The sequence below is a fragment of the Microcoleus sp. B3-D7 genome (assembly GCF_036705305.1).
Lineage (GTDB): Bacteria > Cyanobacteriota > Cyanobacteriia > Cyanobacteriales > Microcoleaceae > Microcoleus.
In genome coordinates this window covers 19,219-36,371 of sequence record NZ_JAUBUE010000034.1, presented here as the reverse complement: position 1 = coordinate 36,371, position 17,153 = coordinate 19,219, and the positions used below count along the sequence as shown (strand labels likewise).

Below are 17,153 nucleotides of genomic sequence, written 5' to 3'. Positions count from 1 at the left end.
CCTAAACGTATTGAAGGGATGAATGGTGCATGGTGGATCGATATTAAGTCGCTAAAGCCGTGGCTCGATTAGACGCAGAATGGCTTCCTCATCAAACTGTTGACTCAGTTCTAGAACTCGGTTCGCAAAGGCAATATATTCCGGCCCTAATTGCTTCAAGCGATGGGCTTCCTGCTGGATATCGGTCATAAAACCACCCTGAGCGGCAGCATAGAGGGTTGCCAGTTCAGCAGCAGGCGGTATTATCATGCTAACCTCATCGGCGTTGCTGACAGCGGGTTGAGTCGTCTCTGTTTCGGTTTCGTAAATCCACTGCAATTCTAGATATCGCTGCAATTCGGCAAGCAACCCACTAAACTCGATCGGTTTGGGGAAAAAGCTATTGCACCCTGCGTCCAGACTTTCCTGTATATCCACCTGAGACAGGGTAGCAGGGGAGGCAATGATGGGAGTTTGGGCAAAATCTGGCAATTGTCGCAGGCGACGGGTCATTTCTAAGCCATCCATAATCGCCATATGTACATCGGTAATAATCAAGTCGGGTCGCGTCTGGATAGTGGTATCCAAACCTGCCTGCCCATTATCAGCTTCTGTCAGCTTGAAGCCCAGCGGTTCCAACATATTCACTGCCACCAGACGGTTTTCTTCGCGATCGTCAATGACCAGAATTTTGCGTCGTTCGCCCTGATAGCCAATAACCTTGTGGTTGGCGATCGCATTTTGTGTTGTCCAATCCGATGCTGGAAGCAAGTCGATCTCAAACCAGAAATTGCTGCCCTGCCCCATTACACTCTCGACGTGAATTTCGCTGTCCATCTTCTGGATGATTTGTTGACCGATGGCAAGTCCTAGTCCAGTGCCTTCGATGTTGCGATCGCGTTTCCCGGCCTGCTCAAAGGGTAAGAAAATCGTGGATAGTTTTTCTGGGGCAATGCCAATGCCAGTGTCTTTAATTAGGAAGCGAATTCTTGAAATTTTTGAGTTTTGAGTTTTGAGTTCTGAAGTTGAGTCTTCTGACTCCACCACTTCTACCCGAAACGTGACGGTGCCAAAATCGGTAAATTTGACCGCATTGCTGAGCAGGTTGAGCAACACTTGCCGCAGGCGTTTGTCGTCAGCATGGACAGCAGTGGGCAGGTTGCTGGCGGGCTGGTAATGAAACTCCACGCCTTTTTGCACTGCCTTGACGCGGCAAATATCCACAGTAGAAGAGAGGAAGTTAGCCAGATGGAAATCCTGGGGATAGAGTTCCATCTTTTGCACTTCCAGCTTGGACAGATCCAGAATGTCGTTGATCAGGGTGAGTAAATGGGAACCGCATTGATAAATCACCCCCAATCCTTTCATCTGCTTGGCGGTGGTGGCGGGGTCGCGCTGGAGGATTTGGGTATAGCCGAGGATGCCGTTGAGGGGGGTGCGGAGTTCGTGGTTCATGTTGGCAAGAAACTCGCTCTTGGTGCGGTTGGCAACTTCGGCAGCTTCTTTCGCCCGCAATATTTGTAGTTCTGTGGACTTACGATCGCTAGTATCGTGGCACACAACAACTCCCCCTTTCAATGCACCACTGGCATCTTTGAGTGGTCTGCTACTAACAGTCATCCAGACGCCCTGTTGGGCTTTGCTATGACGGCTAAAAAGTTCCATATTGTCTACCTGCTCACCCCGAACAGCCCGCACTAAAGGAATTTGCTCCGCTAGGATCGGAGTTGCCCCATCGGCATGAAACAGTCCATATTGCTCGGACCATTCTTCCGGCTGGCTGTCGGTTATTTTGCCAAACATCTGCTCGGCAGCGGGGTTAAACAGCAGCAATCGACCCTTTTCATCGGCAACGAGCACGGCATCGCTCATGCTGTTGAGGATTAGTTGCAACAGGCTAGTCTGGTTTTGAAACGTCTGGTTACTTTGCTGAAGGTCGGTTTCGGCTTGATTCCGCTTCAGGATTTCACTGCAAATCAGGCGGTAAGTCCACAAAATAATTCCTAGATTGAGGACGATGCCCACCAGAAATGCCATCATTGCCAGAAGGGTTGTGTGGGTGGCAACTTGCTGTTTCTGTCGCCACGCTACGGTTTCGCTCGCTTCGATCTGCTGGGTCAGCAACGTCATCTCGTCGAGCAGTCGTGGGGGGGTGCGATCGATCGCCGCCGCCAGCCCTTTGGTGTCCCGGAGTTCCACGCCCTGCCGGAGTTCCCCCAGGCGACCCAGGATAAATTCTTCCAGGCGCTTGGTAGCTGCCTGTTGGCGGGGATCGTTCTCTAGCAAGCTTTGCAATTGTCGCAATTCTTGATCGACATCGATCGTCCGAAGCCCAAATTTCCTGAAGTCATTTTTGTTTTGCGCGAGCAGGTATTGCCGCTGCATCTTTTCAGCATCCTGAAATGCACTGGTCAACGCTTCCAAACAATTGAGCGCTTTTAGATGTTGGGCGATCTGGCGGTTAGTTTCTAAGGTGCGGTTAGCGCTCCAAAATGCGATTCCACTCACTGCTAATGCCAGGAAAGTGGCTGCTCCCAGGCTCCCGGCAACGATTTTGAGAAAGTTAGAGGGTTGTTTCATCATGTCTGTCTCGTGCTTAGTTTCGTCGATCTAAGACCGCAGAGGGCGGAGTCCAAATTTTTGAAAGACTGCCATTGCCTGATCGGTGCTTAAAAAGTCCAGATACGCCTGCATTTCCTGGAGATGGGGAGAGGCTTTAACCACAGCGGCACCGGAGCGAATTGGCTCATAGAGGTCGGGCGATACGGTGGCTAACACCTTGACCTTGGCAAAGGCTTTGGCTTCTGGCAGAAAGGTAATGCCCACGTCTGCCTCTCCCTGCTCGACGGCTCGCAAGACTTCCCGCACATCCACCTTTGCCCAGACTGCCTTGGACTCCACTGCCTGAAGGATGCCTAACCGACTCAGAATGGCGTGAGTATAATTGCCAAGCGACAGGTCTTTGTTGCCTATTGCAACCGTTTTGAGGCGATCGCTCGCTAACTCGTGCAAATCAGTCAGTTGCACCGCAGAATCAGCCGCAGCAATCACCACAATATCGGTGGTCACTAACTCCCGACGGCTTTCGGGCAGAATTAGCCCTTGGGCTTGCAACGCATCCAGCGGTGCAATATCGGCGAACCAAACCCCATCAAAAGGTTCTCCCTGGTCAACGGCTGCCCGGATTAAGGCAGCTCCGGCAAATGTCGGATTCAACCAGATATTGGGGTGTTCCTGCTGATAGAGTCGATCGATTTCCTCCACGGCAGTGCGAACCATGCCTGACACAGCCAAATTGAGCGTCACCGCCTGGATTTGGGGTGCCCAGGAGCAACTACCCAGCCAGAGGGTGAGCGTCAAGGAGAAGAAGCACAATGTCAGCCATCGGAGGAGTTTCATATCAGGTTTCGTGAGATTTCAGTTTCTAAGCCCTGGATGGGGCTGTAAATTTCGGAACAGTCACTAGAGCGACTCTCGGTTGTCTTTAATATAAATTCTCTAATATAATTTCTTGGCCATGATACAAACCATTCCATTAATCATCTCGTTCTGAAGTACCTGTAAACCTATTTCAGATAGCCGATCGCACAACCAATTTTTATTGAGCCGCAGTTTTTGGTAAGAACTGGCACTGAATGACCACCGACCGCCCTGTTTTTGATAGAGTAAGTCATGGACTGCTACGCTATTTTCTTGATACTCCAAGAAACAAGTGAGGATTGTAAATTCATCACTTTGTACAGGAATAAAACGATGAGTTCCATGAAGCTCTGCTGAAACATAATCGCGGAAAGTTAAAATCAACATCCCATTGTCAGTCAGCGAGCGCTCAATGTCCAAAAGTAATGAATCGACAGCACTCAATGATTCTAGGTGTGTAAGTGTGTCGCCCATGCAAACAATGAGCTGCGCCTGTTCCTGAATATGTTGCGAGAAATTAAGCAGATCGTCGTGAATGGTACGGATGGAAAGATGTTTAGCGCGATCGCGTAACTCTGAAAGTAGGGCCTCACAGAAATCTATAGCTACTACCGAAAAGCCTAATTGCGCTAAAGGAATAGATTGAAATCCTGAGCCTGCACCTAAATCAATGGCTAATCCTCGCGGTGCGGAGTCGAGCGCCAATTGACAAAAAAGAGCGTGATTTCGTTCGATCGCTGCTTCAGGATTTCCTGACATCCAACTGTAAACGGCAGCAAGTTGCTGGTTATAGTGGTCTTGTGCTGTGTTCATTATTATGCTATGTTCGATGATTCCTTGAAAAGGAGCCAAATCATTCAACTCGATGGAAACTAAACCACCACTGCCGCCTTTTACGCGGGAAACTGCTAAAACTAAAGTTCAAATCGCAGAAGATGACTGGAATAGTCGCGAGCCAAAACGAGTAGCATTAGCTTACACCGAAGATTCACCGTGGCGTAACCCTGCCTAATTTTTCAGTGGCAGGTAACAAATCAAGGCTTTATTAAAACGCAAGTGGGCAAAAGAACTAGACTACTCTTTGAAAAATTAACTGGGGAGTTTTACCGACAGCGAATTTCTGTGCGCTTTGAATAGCAGTGGTACGATGTCAGAGTGCGGATTTGTTCCTTGAAATGATCTCAGAATATCAAAGAAAAAAGGAAGAGGGAAGACAAGAAATCCTCCCACTTTCTCACTCTCCAGGATTGCTTTCGATAGCGAGCGGGAGGATCGCACTTGTATATCATTGATATTTAACCGAATTTGATATAATTTATGTTGGGTAATCGCTTTTAATAACTTTTGTAAGTGGCTGTAAAAGCTTGCCTATTTATTGATAATAGCAAATGTAACAATTGCGGTTTAAAATTTGTCGTAAACTGATGCTTAGCTGAAAAGTTACTATTGATTATTCTGCAAAAGTATAACTTAAAAAAGCTGCAACATGGTTCAGGCATTCGCGGTATCGCCATTGAAGGCGTTCAAGACGAACAGGTTAACCGCACCCCGGAAATGGCGACTATTTTGGGGCAAGCCTTGGTGAGTTGGCTGGTGCAAAAAGTCAATAAATCAGCGGTAGAATTAACGATCGCGATCGGGCGCGACAGCCGCCTATCCGGGCCAATCTTAATGCAGCCAGTCATAGCGGGTATCACCTCAGTCGGCAGCCCAGGCTACGACTTTGAAATGGCTTCAACTCCCGCCAAAAGTTTGAGCATACCTGAACAATTTTTAGAGGACGCACAGTATGGCTCAAATACTGTGCTTGCTGCGTAAGTCCTGAATATTGCTATTTCCTTGCCGCAGCATTGGATCTGGGGTCTAAAGCGTCTCGCAGCCCGTCGCCCAAAAGATTGAAACCCAGAACAGTCAAGGTAATGAACAAACCGGGAAACAAAATAGTCCAAGGAGAGGAAAGAGCGTATCCGCCCTTAAAAGCATCAGAAAGCATCGTCCCCAACTCAGGAACCGGCGGCTGTGCGCCCAAACCCAAAAAACCCAAACCGGCAGCTTCTAGTGTCGCCGTACCAGTCGAAAGAGTTGCTTGTACAACTAGAGGCGCCAGACTTCCCGGCAAAATGTGGCGAAAAATAATCCGCAAGTCGCTGGCGCCCAAGGCCTTGACAGCCAAAACAAATTCTTGTTCCCGCAAAGACAGCACCATACTGCGAGTTAAGCGGATGTAAATCGGAATTTGCACGAGGCTGACGGCGATAATTACGCTTTGCAGGCTCGGCCCGGTGACGGTAACAACGCCGATCGCCAGTAAAATCGAAGGAAAAGCTAACAAAATATCCGCCCAAGTGCCGATCACAATTTCCAGCAACCCCCGAAAATACCCCGCCACCAGCCCCAAAAGCGTTCCCACAATTAAACCCGCACCCACAGAAACCAGGCTGACGACTAAAGAGATCCCCAATCCGTGCCACACCCGCACCAACAAATCTCGCCCCAAACCGTCGGTGCCAAACCAATGTTTAGCGCTAGGAGCCACCAAGCGCGACAAATAATCTCGATCGACCGCCGGATCGTAAGGGGAAAGTAGGGGGGCCAACAGTGCCGAGAGCATCAGCGCTAAAGTCAAAATTAAGCCGATTTTCCCCGAAGTCGATCGCCAAAATCGTTGAAAAGCTGGTTGTGGAAATACGGAGTTTTTATTCAATCTTCGATTTTCCATCGAATGCTGTCACCAAAAAACAGAGGACTTGGGCAACTATTAGGATAAATTAACGATCGCGATCGCAGAAATACGTTAACAAGACTTCTTCCGGGAGACAAAAAACTCGGTGCGCGTATTACCGTCCACATCCAATTGAATTTTTCGCGCCAAATGGCGAATGCCTGAGTCCTTCCTTAAAGACCCTTTAAGATATAGAGAACAAGATAAATTTAAAAGCACAATGACATCAATCCTACTCAAAACCTCAGCTCGATCGCCCCTCAACGCCCCAACAATCCGCCATTTCCCCAACGGCCTCACCGTTATAGCCGAACACTTGCCGGTCGATGCTGTTAACCTCAGCGTGTGGCTCAATTTAGGCTCAGCCGTCGAACCCGACGACATTAACGGGATGGCTCACTTTTTAGAACACATGATTTTTAAGGGAACTCCCAGCATTCCCAGTGGCGAATTTGAGCGCGCGATCGAACAGCGCGGCGCTGTCACCAATGCAGCCACCAGCCAAGATTACACTAACTATTACATCACCACAGCTCCTAAAGATTTTGCCGAACTAGCTCCCCTGCAAGTCGATGTGTTGCTCAACGCCAGCATTCCCGACGACGCCTTCGATCGAGAACGGCTGGTAGTCTTAGAAGAAATTAGACGATCGGAAGACAATCCCCGCCGCCGCACCTATCAGCGATCGATGGAATTAGCCTTTGAAGTCCTGCCCTACAAGCGACCGGTACTCGGCCCGACGGCGGTAATCGAACAGTTGACAGCCCAACAAATGCGGGATTTCCACAACAGCAGATATCAGCCAGGGGCGATGACAGCCGTAGCTGTAGGCAATTTGCCAGTCGAGCAACTAATAGAAATTGTCGCAGACAGTTTTGCAGCAAAAAGCACAGCACAACACAACAAAATAAATGTGCCTGCTGTCGGCAACTTTCACCCAGAATCCCCAATCCTGAACTACGGCCAAGAATCGCCGTTTACAGAAACAGTCCGCCGCGAATTTGTAGACTCTGCCCTTCAGCAAGCCCGACTGATCGTGATGTGGCGAGTGCCAGGTTTCATGGAAATGTCCGAAACTTATGCCCTCGACGTTTTGGCGACAATATTGGGTCACGGCCGCACAACTCGCTTGGTTCATGATTTGCGGGAAGAAAAAGGGCTAGTCTCGTCAATTTCGGTGAGCAACATGACTCAGCGACTCGGCGGCGTATTCTCAATTTCCGCTCAACTACCGACAGAAAACTTGCCAGCAGTGGAAGCTGCGATCGTCCAACACATCCGCACTCTCCAAACCGAACTGGTGACAGATGCCGAAATTTCCCGCATCCGCACTCAAGTAGCAAATCGGTTTATCTTTGGTAACGAAACTCCGAGCGATCGAGCAAGTTTGTACGGTTACTATCAGTCGATGGTAGGAGATATCGCTCCCGCACTCAACTATGCCGCCTGCATCCAAGCTCAGACTGCCGAGGATCTCCGAGAAGCCGCCGTCAAATATCTCTCTCCCGACGCGATGGGTGTTGTGGTAATTCGTCCCGACGAAGCATAAATTGGTCGATCGCCTCAACAGGGCAATACTCCCATCCCTCTGTTTTTGAGCCATCCAACGGCATTCGGCATTCGGCAGAAAAAATGTCAGCGCGCACGAGGGATTTTTAGTCAATAGTGCGTGAAATTAGATCGGCCCTCGCCTTGAAGGTTTTGTATCAAATAATTAATATGAAGCCTTTAAGGTACGAACGATCGGCAAAATTACCGTAATTTTATGAGACGAGAAACTGGGAATTATTGACGAGTCAGCAATTTAGTCTAGGGAAGCCGGATCGCTCGGCGATAGTAACTCTAAAATCTAAAATCTAAAATCTAAAATCTAAAATCGATTGCTCGGCAAAATTACCGTAATTTTATGAGACGATAAACTGGGAATTATTGACGAGCAAGCAATTTAGTCTAGGGAAACCGGATTTATCGGCGATCGTAATTCTAAAATCTAAAATCTAAAATCTAGAATCTAAAATCGATTGACAGGGGCACGCAAGCATGAAATTACAAAACTTTCTCAACTCAAAAATTAGGTACGATGCCAAAGCAATTGCTGCAGACGACGAACTCAGTGGTCAAATTCAAAGCCGCCTCATTGACCTGGGTTTACTGAAGCCTCCCGTAGACGGGGAATTTGGCCCTCTCTCTACTGCTGCACTCCACCGATTTCAAACTCTGATGAAGTGTGGCGAACCGGGTTTTTTGGGAGCAGTCACAGCCAAAAAGCTAATCGAAACCAAACCAGGGGAGATTATCACACCTCCCCTGATCCTGAAAACGCTTAGAGACACGATTTTGAAATCGAAACCGCTGGCGTCTTCTCAACTTCAGGACTCGGAAAAACAAGTAATACCAGCCGGAAAAGAGTTTGAGATCCTGGCTTTTGCTCCGGCTCGCGGTCACATCAGAGTTGCTTTCCGCAACGAGTCTTTCAAAGGTTCAGGAATTTGGTATGTTTTTGGGGCACACGCTCAAATTACTCAAGACAGCGTTCTGTTTTTTCCCAAACCGAATCCCCCAACTGTCAGGCTCGGCATTCCTTACCGATCGCAAATGGATAACTTGAACAATCCTACAGGTTCTTGCAATGTAACTTCATTAGCGATGTGTATGGACTTTTTGAAGGTGCCACGGCGCAAACAAACCGGGCAATATGAAGACGAACTCTACGAATATGCGATCGCCAAAGGTTACAGTCGCTGGGACCCCTACGATTTAGCAAAGATTGTTAAAGATTACGGCGCTCAAGATTTCTTTACCGAGAATGCAACTATTGATGACGTTCAAGATTGGCTAGCCAGCGGAAATCCCGCTGTCATCCACGGATACTTCACGTCTTTCGGTCACATTATAGTTGCATCAGGCTACGACAGCGAGGGATTCTTCGTTCACGATCCCTATGGTGAGTGGTTCCGAAGTGGCTACGATACAAGTGTCAGCGGTGCTTACTTGCACTATACTTACCGCTTAATCCGCAGCCTCTGTATGCCTGACGGGAATTTTTGGGTTCATTTTATCTCAAATCATTGTTAAGAGTCATTAGTCATTAGTGATGAGTCAGTAGCTAAGAGATAAGTTGCCTCTGGAATTATTCGGCGATTCAAATCGCTTAATAGTCAAACGAAGTCGGAGCAGAGGGAGACTAAAAAGTAAAATGGCTATTAAAGATTGATTTGCTATTGGCAATATTTTCTATCACTAATGACTGCTGACTAATGACTAATGATTCTGAATTTTCATGCTCAAATCCAGCCAAGTCGATCGCGTAATCGGAGCACTGGTAGAAATATAGTCAACTCCGGTTTCGGCTACACTTCTAATTGTTTCTAAAGTAACATTGCCGGAAGCTTCAATTTTTACCAGATCGCTCTTTTGGCGAATTATTGCCACAGCCTGCCGCATCAAATCCAAGGACATATTATCTAACATGATAATATCCGCTTTGTGCTGCAAAGCTGTCTCTACCTCAGCCAGAGTTTCGGTTTCAACTTCGATTGTCAGCGGATAGGGGATAGAATTGCGAATTAGGGCGATCGCCTCTGCAATTCCTCCAGCCGCCGCAATGTGATTGTCTTTAATCATCACCGCGTCATCTAATCCCATCCGGTGATTACAAGCACCGCCGACTTGAGTCGCGTATTTTTCCAACAATCTCAATCCGGGCGTTGTCTTGCGCGTATCCACTAATTGCACGGGTAAATCGGCAATTTTGTCAACATATTTCTGAGTTAATGTAGCGATGCCGCTCAAACGCATTGCCAAGTTTAATGCTACTCTTTCTCCGGTTAGCAGCGCATCGAAATTGCCGGAAATCTCGGCGATTACTTCTCCTTTTTGGCACAGTTTCCCTTCTGGTACTTGGGGAATGAAACTGAGGCTGCTGTCTAAAAGTTTAAATGTGCGATCGGCAATTGGCAATCCGGCTATGACTCCAGCTTCTTTGACTATCCATTTAGCAGTACCCTGGATGCTGTTTGCGGGAAATAAGGCCGATGTTGTGCGATCGCCCCTACCGATATCTTCTAGCAGCCAGTTGTGCAATAGCGAGTCTAAAACTATCCAAGGCGGTAATATTGCTGTCATGTTTTTGTCAGTTGTTATATCAAGATGATATCTACTAGGAAGAATAGTCGATCGGGTAATTTTAAGCAAGTTGCACAATTATGATGGTGTTAGTGCGATCGGGATTTGGGTAGAGCGAGGGCGATCGGGCTAGATGATGGGGTATTCTGTTGCTGACATTGGGTGTTGGTGCTTTAATGGAATAGATAGGGCGATCGCGAGAAGAAATCATGATACAGCCACTCATTTTAGAAAAATTAGCAGAACTCCCTGAGTCTCTGCAGACAGAAGTGCTTCATTATATTGAGTTTTTGATAGAAAAGCAGGCTAAAAACTCCAATCAAGAAAAGCCGACAAAGCGAGGCGGACTTGGAATTTGGAAAGGTAAAATCTGGATGTCTGATAATTTTGATGGACCTCTCGAAGATCTAAATGACTGTGAAGTTTCATGAGAAACTCAGACTTCTTTCGGTGAGGGAAGCCAAACTCAGAGAATTATGGAATAGTCGGCAATAAACTTGTAGTTATGTGTCACGCCCATTGTTACTGAGGTGTAATTAAAAAAAATGGAGTCTCATCAAGATCCGTCCTCGTGGCTACCACTGCTACTCGAAGAGCTGGAAAACCTCATGGCTATTGAATCAAGTAGGAACGGTAATCCCTGGATTTCCGTGGCTAGGCTCACTGAGATATTTTATAAAAAGTATGGACTGTCACTTGAAGTAGTGGCAAAATTTCAAGGTTATAGCTACGGTTTGAGGAGCCTTTTAACAAGTAGCGGGCGCTTTTCGATCTACGGCACTCCAATACCGCAAGAGTTTTATGTAGCTCTTCTTCAGGCAGTAATCCCTAGTTTTGACGAGTATCAAGCAACCTCAATCAAAGACCGAATGAAGCGTAAGCGACCTGAGAAAGTCTATGAAAGCTTGCCAACTATAGTGAAGGCTGAGGATACTGAAGATATCTCACCTCGCCAAGTTCAAAGGATTTCAAAATATCAGCGAATCTTAATTCTTGACATTAAATCAGTAAATGACTTGGAAATCGCTTTGATAGAAATTATCAAGAGTTTGATAGTAAATCAGCCTGAAAACTTTGTGACAATTGCAGTATTGAGTAAAAAGTTTCACGAGGATTATAAGCAACCAATACGAACTGTCATACGAAGCGTGTGTCCTGATATGAAATTGATTGAAATACTTCAGACCATTCCTAGCCTCCATCTCCAAAAACAGGATAATGATTGGCAGATTACTGTAGAGGCTCATTCATGAGATTATTCTATTAAAATAAAAACGACTGTAATGGGCAATTATTATTACTATTCGTGATATTGCGATCGCCCTTATTGCAGCCACTTCCAGAATCATTCTTGCCAGAAGTCAGCGACTTCATCGACTTTGTGATGCACAATCACCAAAATAGAATAGCTGAACCCAAACTCCCAGACGATATTGCCAAAGCTGGGGCAAAAAGGTTCGAGGAAGTCGATCGCTTGCAAGTAATGACTAATGGCCCGATAGCGAATTTAAGCTACACTAAAAGCTATAGCAGTTCATCTAACTCAACAGCAGGCGGAGACTTTACGGTGGGTAAGTAGCGCGGACGGGAAGTTTGCACGAAATTTCAGCAGGTAGAATTCGGATAGTTGTGCTAATTTAGAATACAAAAAAGATGTTCGGCATTGGCGGGTAACTGTGGAACGGGCGGGGTGACGATCTACTGCGGGGTTCTGCACGATTTACGTAGAGCCTTTAGAAAAGCGTAAATTCAAGACGTAAACGCTGTCAGGGAAAACCTATCCTAAACATAGGAGTTTTCCCTTTTCAAACTCAAAGGCTTAAAATGAGCAAATAGGGGCACGGGGTCAAGCAAATCTCCTGTACCGCTAGAGAAGGTTATATGGCGCAGCAGAGTTTAGGACAACGGTTATCCAGTCTCAGAGTTGGGCAAAAGATCGGTTTAGGATACGCCCTTGCTCTCAGCATAGCCGTGTGTGGAACAATTGCTGGTTTTGGAGTTGGGCGTTACTATCAAAAACAGGCTGAAGAGCAAGAAGAACACGTACGCAACGAAGTGGAACTTCTACAGCGCCTACAATCTCGTGTTCTCCAAACCCGAACCCACCAACAACAACTCATCCCTCTAGCCCAATACCCAGAAAAATTTCAAGATGAATATGCTCACTTGCTGAAGCATAAAGCTGAAATCCAAGAAATTTGGGGTGAACTTAAGACATTTGTGGCAAAGCCTTCGACCCTAAAATATGACATACATCAACCAAGAATTCCAGTCTTCTTGCAAACCTATGACCGCGTACCACAACGCTACTCACAGGAATTAGAACACCGAGTTGAACAAATTCGCAACCTGAATCTCGCATCACCCACTGATGTTGAGCAAGCCCAAGCCCTGATGTTGGAATTTACCAACAGCGATTTGGCGCTGGAATTCGATGGCATCTCGGATGATTTGGTGGGTTTAATTGACCAAGCTTACCAAGAACTGGAAGAAGCCGAAAGCTTGCAACAACAAGCGAACGCAGTTTCAGAGAAAATTGTGGCTGCCAGCATTGGATTGTCTGTTGCGATCGCCATTCTTTTGGCCGTTTTGACCAGCCGAGCAATTGCCCAACCCATTCAAGCTCTTACCAGCGTTGCCCGACGAACTACTGAAGAATCTAATTTTGAGTTACAAGCGACTGTGGAGCAAGATGATGAGATTGGAACCCTTGCCAATGCCTTTAACCAATTAATTCGCGCTGTTCAACAACTGTTACAGCAACAGAAAACAGCTAACGAACAACTGGAAAACTACAGCCAAACGCTTGAATCTCAAGTCAAGGTAAGAACCCAAGAACTCAGCGACAAAAATACCCAGTTGCAACAACTCTTAGAGGCACTGCAACGAACTCAGGTTCAAATGGTGCAAAGCGAAAAGATGTCTGCTTTGGGGCAAATGGTGGCAGGGGTGGCACACGAAATCAACAATCCAGTCAACTTCATTCACGGCAACTTGACTCATGTGCAGGAATACGCCCACAATTTATTAGGTTTGGTGCAACTCTACCAGAATTACTATCCCGACCCAGCACCCGAAATCCAAGCTGAGGCGGAAGATATTGAGATGGAGTTTATCCAAGCCGATCTACCTAAAATCCTCGACTCCATGAAAGTCGGCACCGAGCGCATTCGCCAGATTGTTTTGTCACTCCGCAACTTTTCACGAATGGATGAAGCTGACTTCAAAGCCGTTGATATTCATGAGGGCATTGATAGTACGTTGTTGATTTTGCAGCATCGCTTAAAAGATAAACCAGAGCGGCCAGCGATTCAAGTAATTCGTGATTATGGTAATCTACCGCTAATAGAATGCTATCCTGGTCAAATCAATCAGGCGTTTATGAACATCCTGGCAAATGCCATTGATGCGCTGGAAGAAGCTAACCTCAAACGAACCTATCAGGAGATCAAGGAAAATCCCAACCAGATTACCATTCGGACTGCCATGATTGATTCAAAGTGGGTAAAAATGGCAATTTCTGATAACGGAATGGGAATGCCTGAGTCTGTTCAGAAACGCCTCTTCGATCCATTCTTCACCACAAAGTCTGTCGGTAAGGGAACGGGCCTGGGGCTGGCGATTAGCTATCAGATTGTCACTGAGAAACATGGCGGTAAGTTAGATTGCTTCTCAATACCTGGTGAGGGAACCGAGTTTGTCATTCAAATCCTTGCCCACCAGCAAATCCGTGATCCGGTCTAACAAAATGCGCCCCACCACCGAAAGGTTTTCTGTTAGGCTTTTGAGGTTATCTGCTATGAGGTTTTAGTTGTAATATTCACTTTCTCTTTTCGCCTAACTCCTCAAAAAACTAAAGCCCTTTTCCGTTGTTGCGGGAAAAGAGCTTTAATTTATGATTAACCTGGCACTGAGCTATTTTACCGGGCAGTGACCCGCCGAGTATCTTCGCCATAGCAACGTTTAACAACCGAGTTCGGGATGGATCGGAGTGGTTCCATTACATCATAAGCACCAGGAAAGCTTTGAAAACTTTAATCCTGTGTCTGCGTTCAGTTGATGCGCTGCATCTCTTTCGCTCGACTTAATTACTGTATCAAGTTTGCCTTTGTCTGTCAACCCCAAAGTCAAAACTTTTTTTCGAGCGCCCGAAACCGCTTGAATTATCGGGGTTTGAGGCCGGGTTTGGGTGCGCGGTTGATCGACCTTTAACTCACAAGTCCAAAAACGCCGCCTCGGTTCCCTGTTCTCGGCGAATCTTCCCGTCCTTCACAAACCACGCCACGACCTGCTTAACTGTTAATTGTTCGATAGCCCTTTCGGCTTCCATCGCAACTTGCCTCTCATGCCGCAAAGACGCAATTACCAAATTCGTAAAAAAGTTTTCAAAACTCGTATCAAGTTCGATCGACCCCTAATCTGCTGCTGGCCCAAAATATTGAGATTTCTACAAAGGGCCCAAGACGAGCTGTTGTTTAGATGAGTAATAATTCAGCAAAAAACTAAAGCCCTTTTCCGTTGTTGCGGGAAAAGAGCTTTAATTTATTATTAACCTGGCACTGAGCTATTTTACCGGGCAGTGACCCGCCGAGTATCTTCGCCATAGCAACGTTTAACAACCGAGTTCGGGATGGATCGGAGTGGTTCCATTACATCATAAGCACCAGGAAAGCTTTGAAAACTTTTTATCCTGTGTCTGCGTTTTGTTTGATGCGCTGCATCTCTTTCGCTCGACTTAATTACCTTATCAAGTTTTCCTTTGTCTGTCAACCCCTTTATCAAAAGTTTTTTTCGAGCGCCCGAAACCGCTTGGATTATCTGGGTTTGAGGCCGGGTTTGGGTGCGCGGCCGATCGACCTTTAACTCACAAATCCAAAAACGCCACCTCGGTTCCCTGTTCTGTGGGAATTTTCCCGTCCTTCACAAACCACGCCACCACCTGCTTAACTGTTAATCGTTCGATCGCCCTTTCGGCTTCCATTGCAACTTGCCTCAAAGGTCGCAAAGACGCAACAACCCTATTCGTAAAAAAGTTTTCCTTCCTCGCATCAAGTTCGATCGACCCCTAATCTGCTGCTGGCTGCAAATATTGAGATTTCTACAAAACTGGCACCAAAGACATCTTCAACAATTCTTGTGGGAAGTTGGGGTTAGAGATCCGGTGGCCCTAGACGAGCTTTTGTGTAGATGAGTAATAATTCACCAAAAAACTAAAGCCCTTTTCCGTTGTTGCGGGAAAAGAGCTTTAATTTATTATTAACCTGGCACTGAGCTATTTTACCGGGCAGTGACCCGCCGAGTATCTTCGCCATAGCAACGTTTAACAACCGAGTTCGGGATGGATCGGAGTGGTTCCATTACATCATAAGCACCAGGAAAGCTTTGAAAACTTTTTATCCTGTGTCTGCGTTCAGTTTGATGCGCTGCATCTCTTTCGCTCGACTTAATTACCTTATCAAGTTTTCCTTTGTCTGTCAACCCCTTTATCAAAACTTTTTTTTGATCACCCGAAACCGCCCCCCATAGCCGAGTTTGACGTATTATTTGCCACTGTTGCCGATCGACCTTTAACTCACAAATCTAAAAAAGCCGCCTCGGTTCCCTGTTCTCTGCGAATTTTCCCGTCCTTCTCAAACCACGCCACGACCTGCTTAACTGTTAATTGTTCGATCGCCCCTCCCGATTCTGTCGCAATTTGCCTCAAAGGCCGCAAAGACGCAACGACCAAATTCGTAAAAAAGTTTTCAAAACTCGCATCAAGTTCGATCGACCCTTTAATACTCTCATCATTCTTAATCCAATCCATCACCTGCCCATTAGTCACCTCAGCCACCGGCAAACCCGTCTCCCCAGAAATTTGCTTGAGCACCCTTAAAGCATAAATTGCCACCCGCGCCGAAAACTTTTCCTTCGACGACAGCAGCGCCATATCAACTTCGGCACACTCTTGCGGCTTTAAAAAATCTGCTAGCGGTTCCATATATTAAAAATTGGTAATGGCTAATCGGTAATTGGTAATCCCTGACATCCGTGACATCCGTTACACTCATCCGTTGCCGAACTTTCATCCGTGACATCCGTTAAATCCGTTAGAAAATCCGTTGCCGAACTTCTTCCTTCTTCCTTGCAATCAAATAACCGCAGCGGTGTTCCCCATTAATAATCGAGTGAGTCCGCTCCACAATACAATCCGGCAAAACCGCTGCAAACATTTCCAACTCATTACCGCAGACACTCGGAAAAGTTTCAGCAACATTAGAAATCGCGCAGTTGTGTTCCATCAACACAAATCGATCGTCCAAACCAACGCGATCGCAGATCCCAACCTCTACAGATTCTACAGGATAACACTCAGCCATATAACCTTCAGCCCTGCGGAGTTCCACCAACTTAGTCACCCGTTCTTGCAGCGAACCCGCACCCACTAGCCGCCGGTAGTCCGTAGCCTTGCGCTGCCACTGTTTTCGCAGGATAGTAATCACTTGCTCGCGGCCGACGGTTTCCGCCAAAGTATCCAAGAAAGAGACTGCAAAATCGCCGTAACGATTCGGGAATCGATCGCGCCCCAGACTGGTAAGCTCATAAATGTGCTGCGGCCGCCCCATCCCAGCCTGAACCGACTGATACTGAATCAGCCCGTCCGCTTCCAAATCCTTCAAATGACGGCGAATCGCCTGCGGGCTGATATCCAAAGACTCCGCCAACTCAAGAGCCGTCCCCTGCCCCTCCTTGAGCAAATATTCCAGGATGTCTTGTTTCGTGGAAGTCTGCTGAGTAGTCTCCATCATCTTCACAAAAAATTATTAATTTGACTTTGACAATATCACTGTTGTTAATGTAGCTTAAAATATACTAAAGCAACAAATCAGTTGTTTTACTTACCAGAGCAGCCCCCAGAACTGGCCGG

Annotated in this window: 16 protein-coding genes and 3 rRNA genes; 8 read left to right on the top strand and 11 right to left on the bottom strand. The window is 46.7% G+C overall.

Annotation, left to right across the window (positions count from 1 at the left end; genetic code table 11):
- Positions 1–51: 51 nt before the first annotated feature.
- The 3 genes from QUB25_RS20845 to QUB25_RS20835 form a co-directional block, all read right to left on the bottom strand.
- Positions 52–2,562 carry an ATP-binding protein gene (locus tag QUB25_RS20845; RefSeq protein WP_333185629.1) on the bottom strand — a complete coding sequence of 837 codons (2,511 nt, stop codon included), beginning with the start codon at positions 2,560–2,562 and terminating at the stop codon, positions 52–54.
- A gap of 27 nt (positions 2,563–2,589) precedes the next feature.
- The gene (gene modA, locus QUB25_RS20840; protein ID WP_333185627.1) at positions 2,590–3,378 is read right to left on the bottom strand and encodes a molybdate ABC transporter substrate-binding protein; all 789 of its coding nucleotides are present in this window, start codon (positions 3,376–3,378) and stop codon (positions 2,590–2,592) included.
- A 99-nt stretch (positions 3,379–3,477) separates the two neighbouring features.
- Positions 3,478–4,251: a class I SAM-dependent methyltransferase gene (locus QUB25_RS20835; RefSeq protein WP_333185625.1), complete on the bottom strand. Its 774-nt coding sequence runs from the start codon at positions 4,249–4,251 to the stop codon at positions 3,478–3,480.
- Positions 4,252–4,264: 13 nt separating this feature from the next.
- Here QUB25_RS20835 and QUB25_RS20830 point away from each other — a divergent pair, with 13 nt between their 5' ends.
- Both QUB25_RS20830 and QUB25_RS20825 read left to right on the top strand, forming a co-directional pair.
- Complete coding sequence (locus QUB25_RS20830) at positions 4,265–4,411, top strand: DUF1348 family protein (RefSeq protein ID WP_333060456.1); 147 nt, start codon at positions 4,265–4,267, stop codon at positions 4,409–4,411.
- A gap of 434 nt (positions 4,412–4,845) precedes the next feature.
- The gene (locus QUB25_RS20825) at positions 4,846–5,217 is read left to right on the top strand and encodes a hypothetical protein (protein WP_333185622.1); all 372 of its coding nucleotides are present in this window, start codon (positions 4,846–4,848) and stop codon (positions 5,215–5,217) included.
- A 13-nt stretch (positions 5,218–5,230) separates the two neighbouring features.
- Here QUB25_RS20825 and QUB25_RS20820 read toward each other — a convergent pair whose 3' ends face one another.
- Positions 5,231–6,103, bottom strand: a complete 873-nt coding sequence (locus tag QUB25_RS20820) for an ABC transporter permease (RefSeq protein ID WP_333185620.1) — start codon at positions 6,101–6,103, stop codon at positions 5,231–5,233.
- A gap of 238 nt (positions 6,104–6,341) precedes the next feature.
- On the opposite strand from QUB25_RS20820, the gene QUB25_RS20815 reads away from it, so the two are divergent.
- Both QUB25_RS20815 and QUB25_RS20810 read left to right on the top strand, forming a co-directional pair.
- Positions 6,342–7,670 (top strand): pitrilysin family protein, encoded by a 1,329-nt coding sequence (locus QUB25_RS20815; RefSeq protein WP_333185617.1) that lies wholly within the window; start codon positions 6,342–6,344, stop codon positions 7,668–7,670.
- 491 nt (positions 7,671–8,161) lie between these two features.
- On the top strand, positions 8,162–9,196 hold the full coding sequence (locus tag QUB25_RS20810) for a C39 family peptidase (RefSeq protein ID WP_333185615.1): 1,035 nt from the start codon (positions 8,162–8,164) through the stop codon (positions 9,194–9,196).
- 186 nt (positions 9,197–9,382) lie between these two features.
- On the opposite strand, the gene nadC is transcribed toward QUB25_RS20810, so the two are convergent.
- Together nadC and QUB25_RS20800 are read right to left on the bottom strand one after the other, a co-directional pair.
- Entirely contained in the window at positions 9,383–10,246 is an 864-nt protein-coding gene (gene nadC, locus QUB25_RS20805; RefSeq protein ID WP_333185613.1) for a carboxylating nicotinate-nucleotide diphosphorylase, read from the bottom strand.
- Between the two features lie 61 nt (positions 10,247–10,307).
- The gene (locus QUB25_RS20800) at positions 10,308–10,457 is read right to left on the bottom strand and encodes a hypothetical protein (RefSeq protein ID WP_190655584.1); all 150 of its coding nucleotides are present in this window, start codon (positions 10,455–10,457) and stop codon (positions 10,308–10,310) included.
- On the opposite strand from QUB25_RS20800, the gene vapB reads away from it, so the two are divergent.
- The 4 genes from vapB (at position 10,456) to QUB25_RS20780 (ending at position 13,990) form a co-directional block, all read left to right on the top strand.
- The gene (gene vapB, locus QUB25_RS20795; protein ID WP_333185611.1) at positions 10,456–10,677 is read left to right on the top strand and encodes a type II toxin-antitoxin system VapB family antitoxin; all 222 of its coding nucleotides are present in this window, start codon (positions 10,456–10,458) and stop codon (positions 10,675–10,677) included. The two genes, QUB25_RS20800 and vapB, sit on opposite strands and share 2 nt — an antisense overlap.
- Before the next feature lie 177 nt (positions 10,678–10,854).
- Positions 10,855–11,499, top strand: coding sequence for a hypothetical protein (locus tag QUB25_RS20790; RefSeq protein ID WP_333185609.1), 645 nt, complete (start codon positions 10,855–10,857; stop codon positions 11,497–11,499).
- Positions 11,500–11,552: 53 nt separating this feature from the next.
- On the top strand, positions 11,553–11,825 hold the full coding sequence (locus QUB25_RS20785; RefSeq protein ID WP_333185607.1) for a hypothetical protein: 273 nt from the start codon (positions 11,553–11,555) through the stop codon (positions 11,823–11,825).
- Positions 11,826–12,127: 302 nt separating this feature from the next.
- Positions 12,128–13,990, top strand: coding sequence for an ATP-binding protein (locus QUB25_RS20780; protein ID WP_333185605.1), 1,863 nt, complete (start codon positions 12,128–12,130; stop codon positions 13,988–13,990).
- Positions 13,991–14,148: 158 nt separating this feature from the next.
- Here the strand turns inward: QUB25_RS20780 and rrf (QUB25_RS20775) are convergent.
- The 5 genes from rrf (QUB25_RS20775) to sufR form a co-directional block, all read right to left on the bottom strand.
- Positions 14,149–14,265: ribosomal RNA gene (rrf, locus tag QUB25_RS20775) — 5S ribosomal RNA — on the bottom strand.
- Positions 14,266–14,797: 532 nt separating this feature from the next.
- A 5S ribosomal RNA gene (rrf, locus tag QUB25_RS20770) occupies positions 14,798–14,914 on the bottom strand.
- A 591-nt stretch (positions 14,915–15,505) separates the two neighbouring features.
- Positions 15,506–15,622 (bottom strand): 5S ribosomal RNA (rrf, locus tag QUB25_RS20765).
- A gap of 196 nt (positions 15,623–15,818) precedes the next feature.
- Positions 15,819–16,226, bottom strand: a complete 408-nt coding sequence (locus QUB25_RS20760) for a hypothetical protein (RefSeq protein ID WP_333185603.1) — start codon at positions 16,224–16,226, stop codon at positions 15,819–15,821.
- A 109-nt stretch (positions 16,227–16,335) separates the two neighbouring features.
- Complete coding sequence (gene sufR, locus QUB25_RS20755; RefSeq protein ID WP_333185601.1) at positions 16,336–17,034, bottom strand: iron-sulfur cluster biosynthesis transcriptional regulator SufR; 699 nt, start codon at positions 17,032–17,034, stop codon at positions 16,336–16,338.
- Positions 17,035–17,153 lie beyond the last annotated feature (119 nt).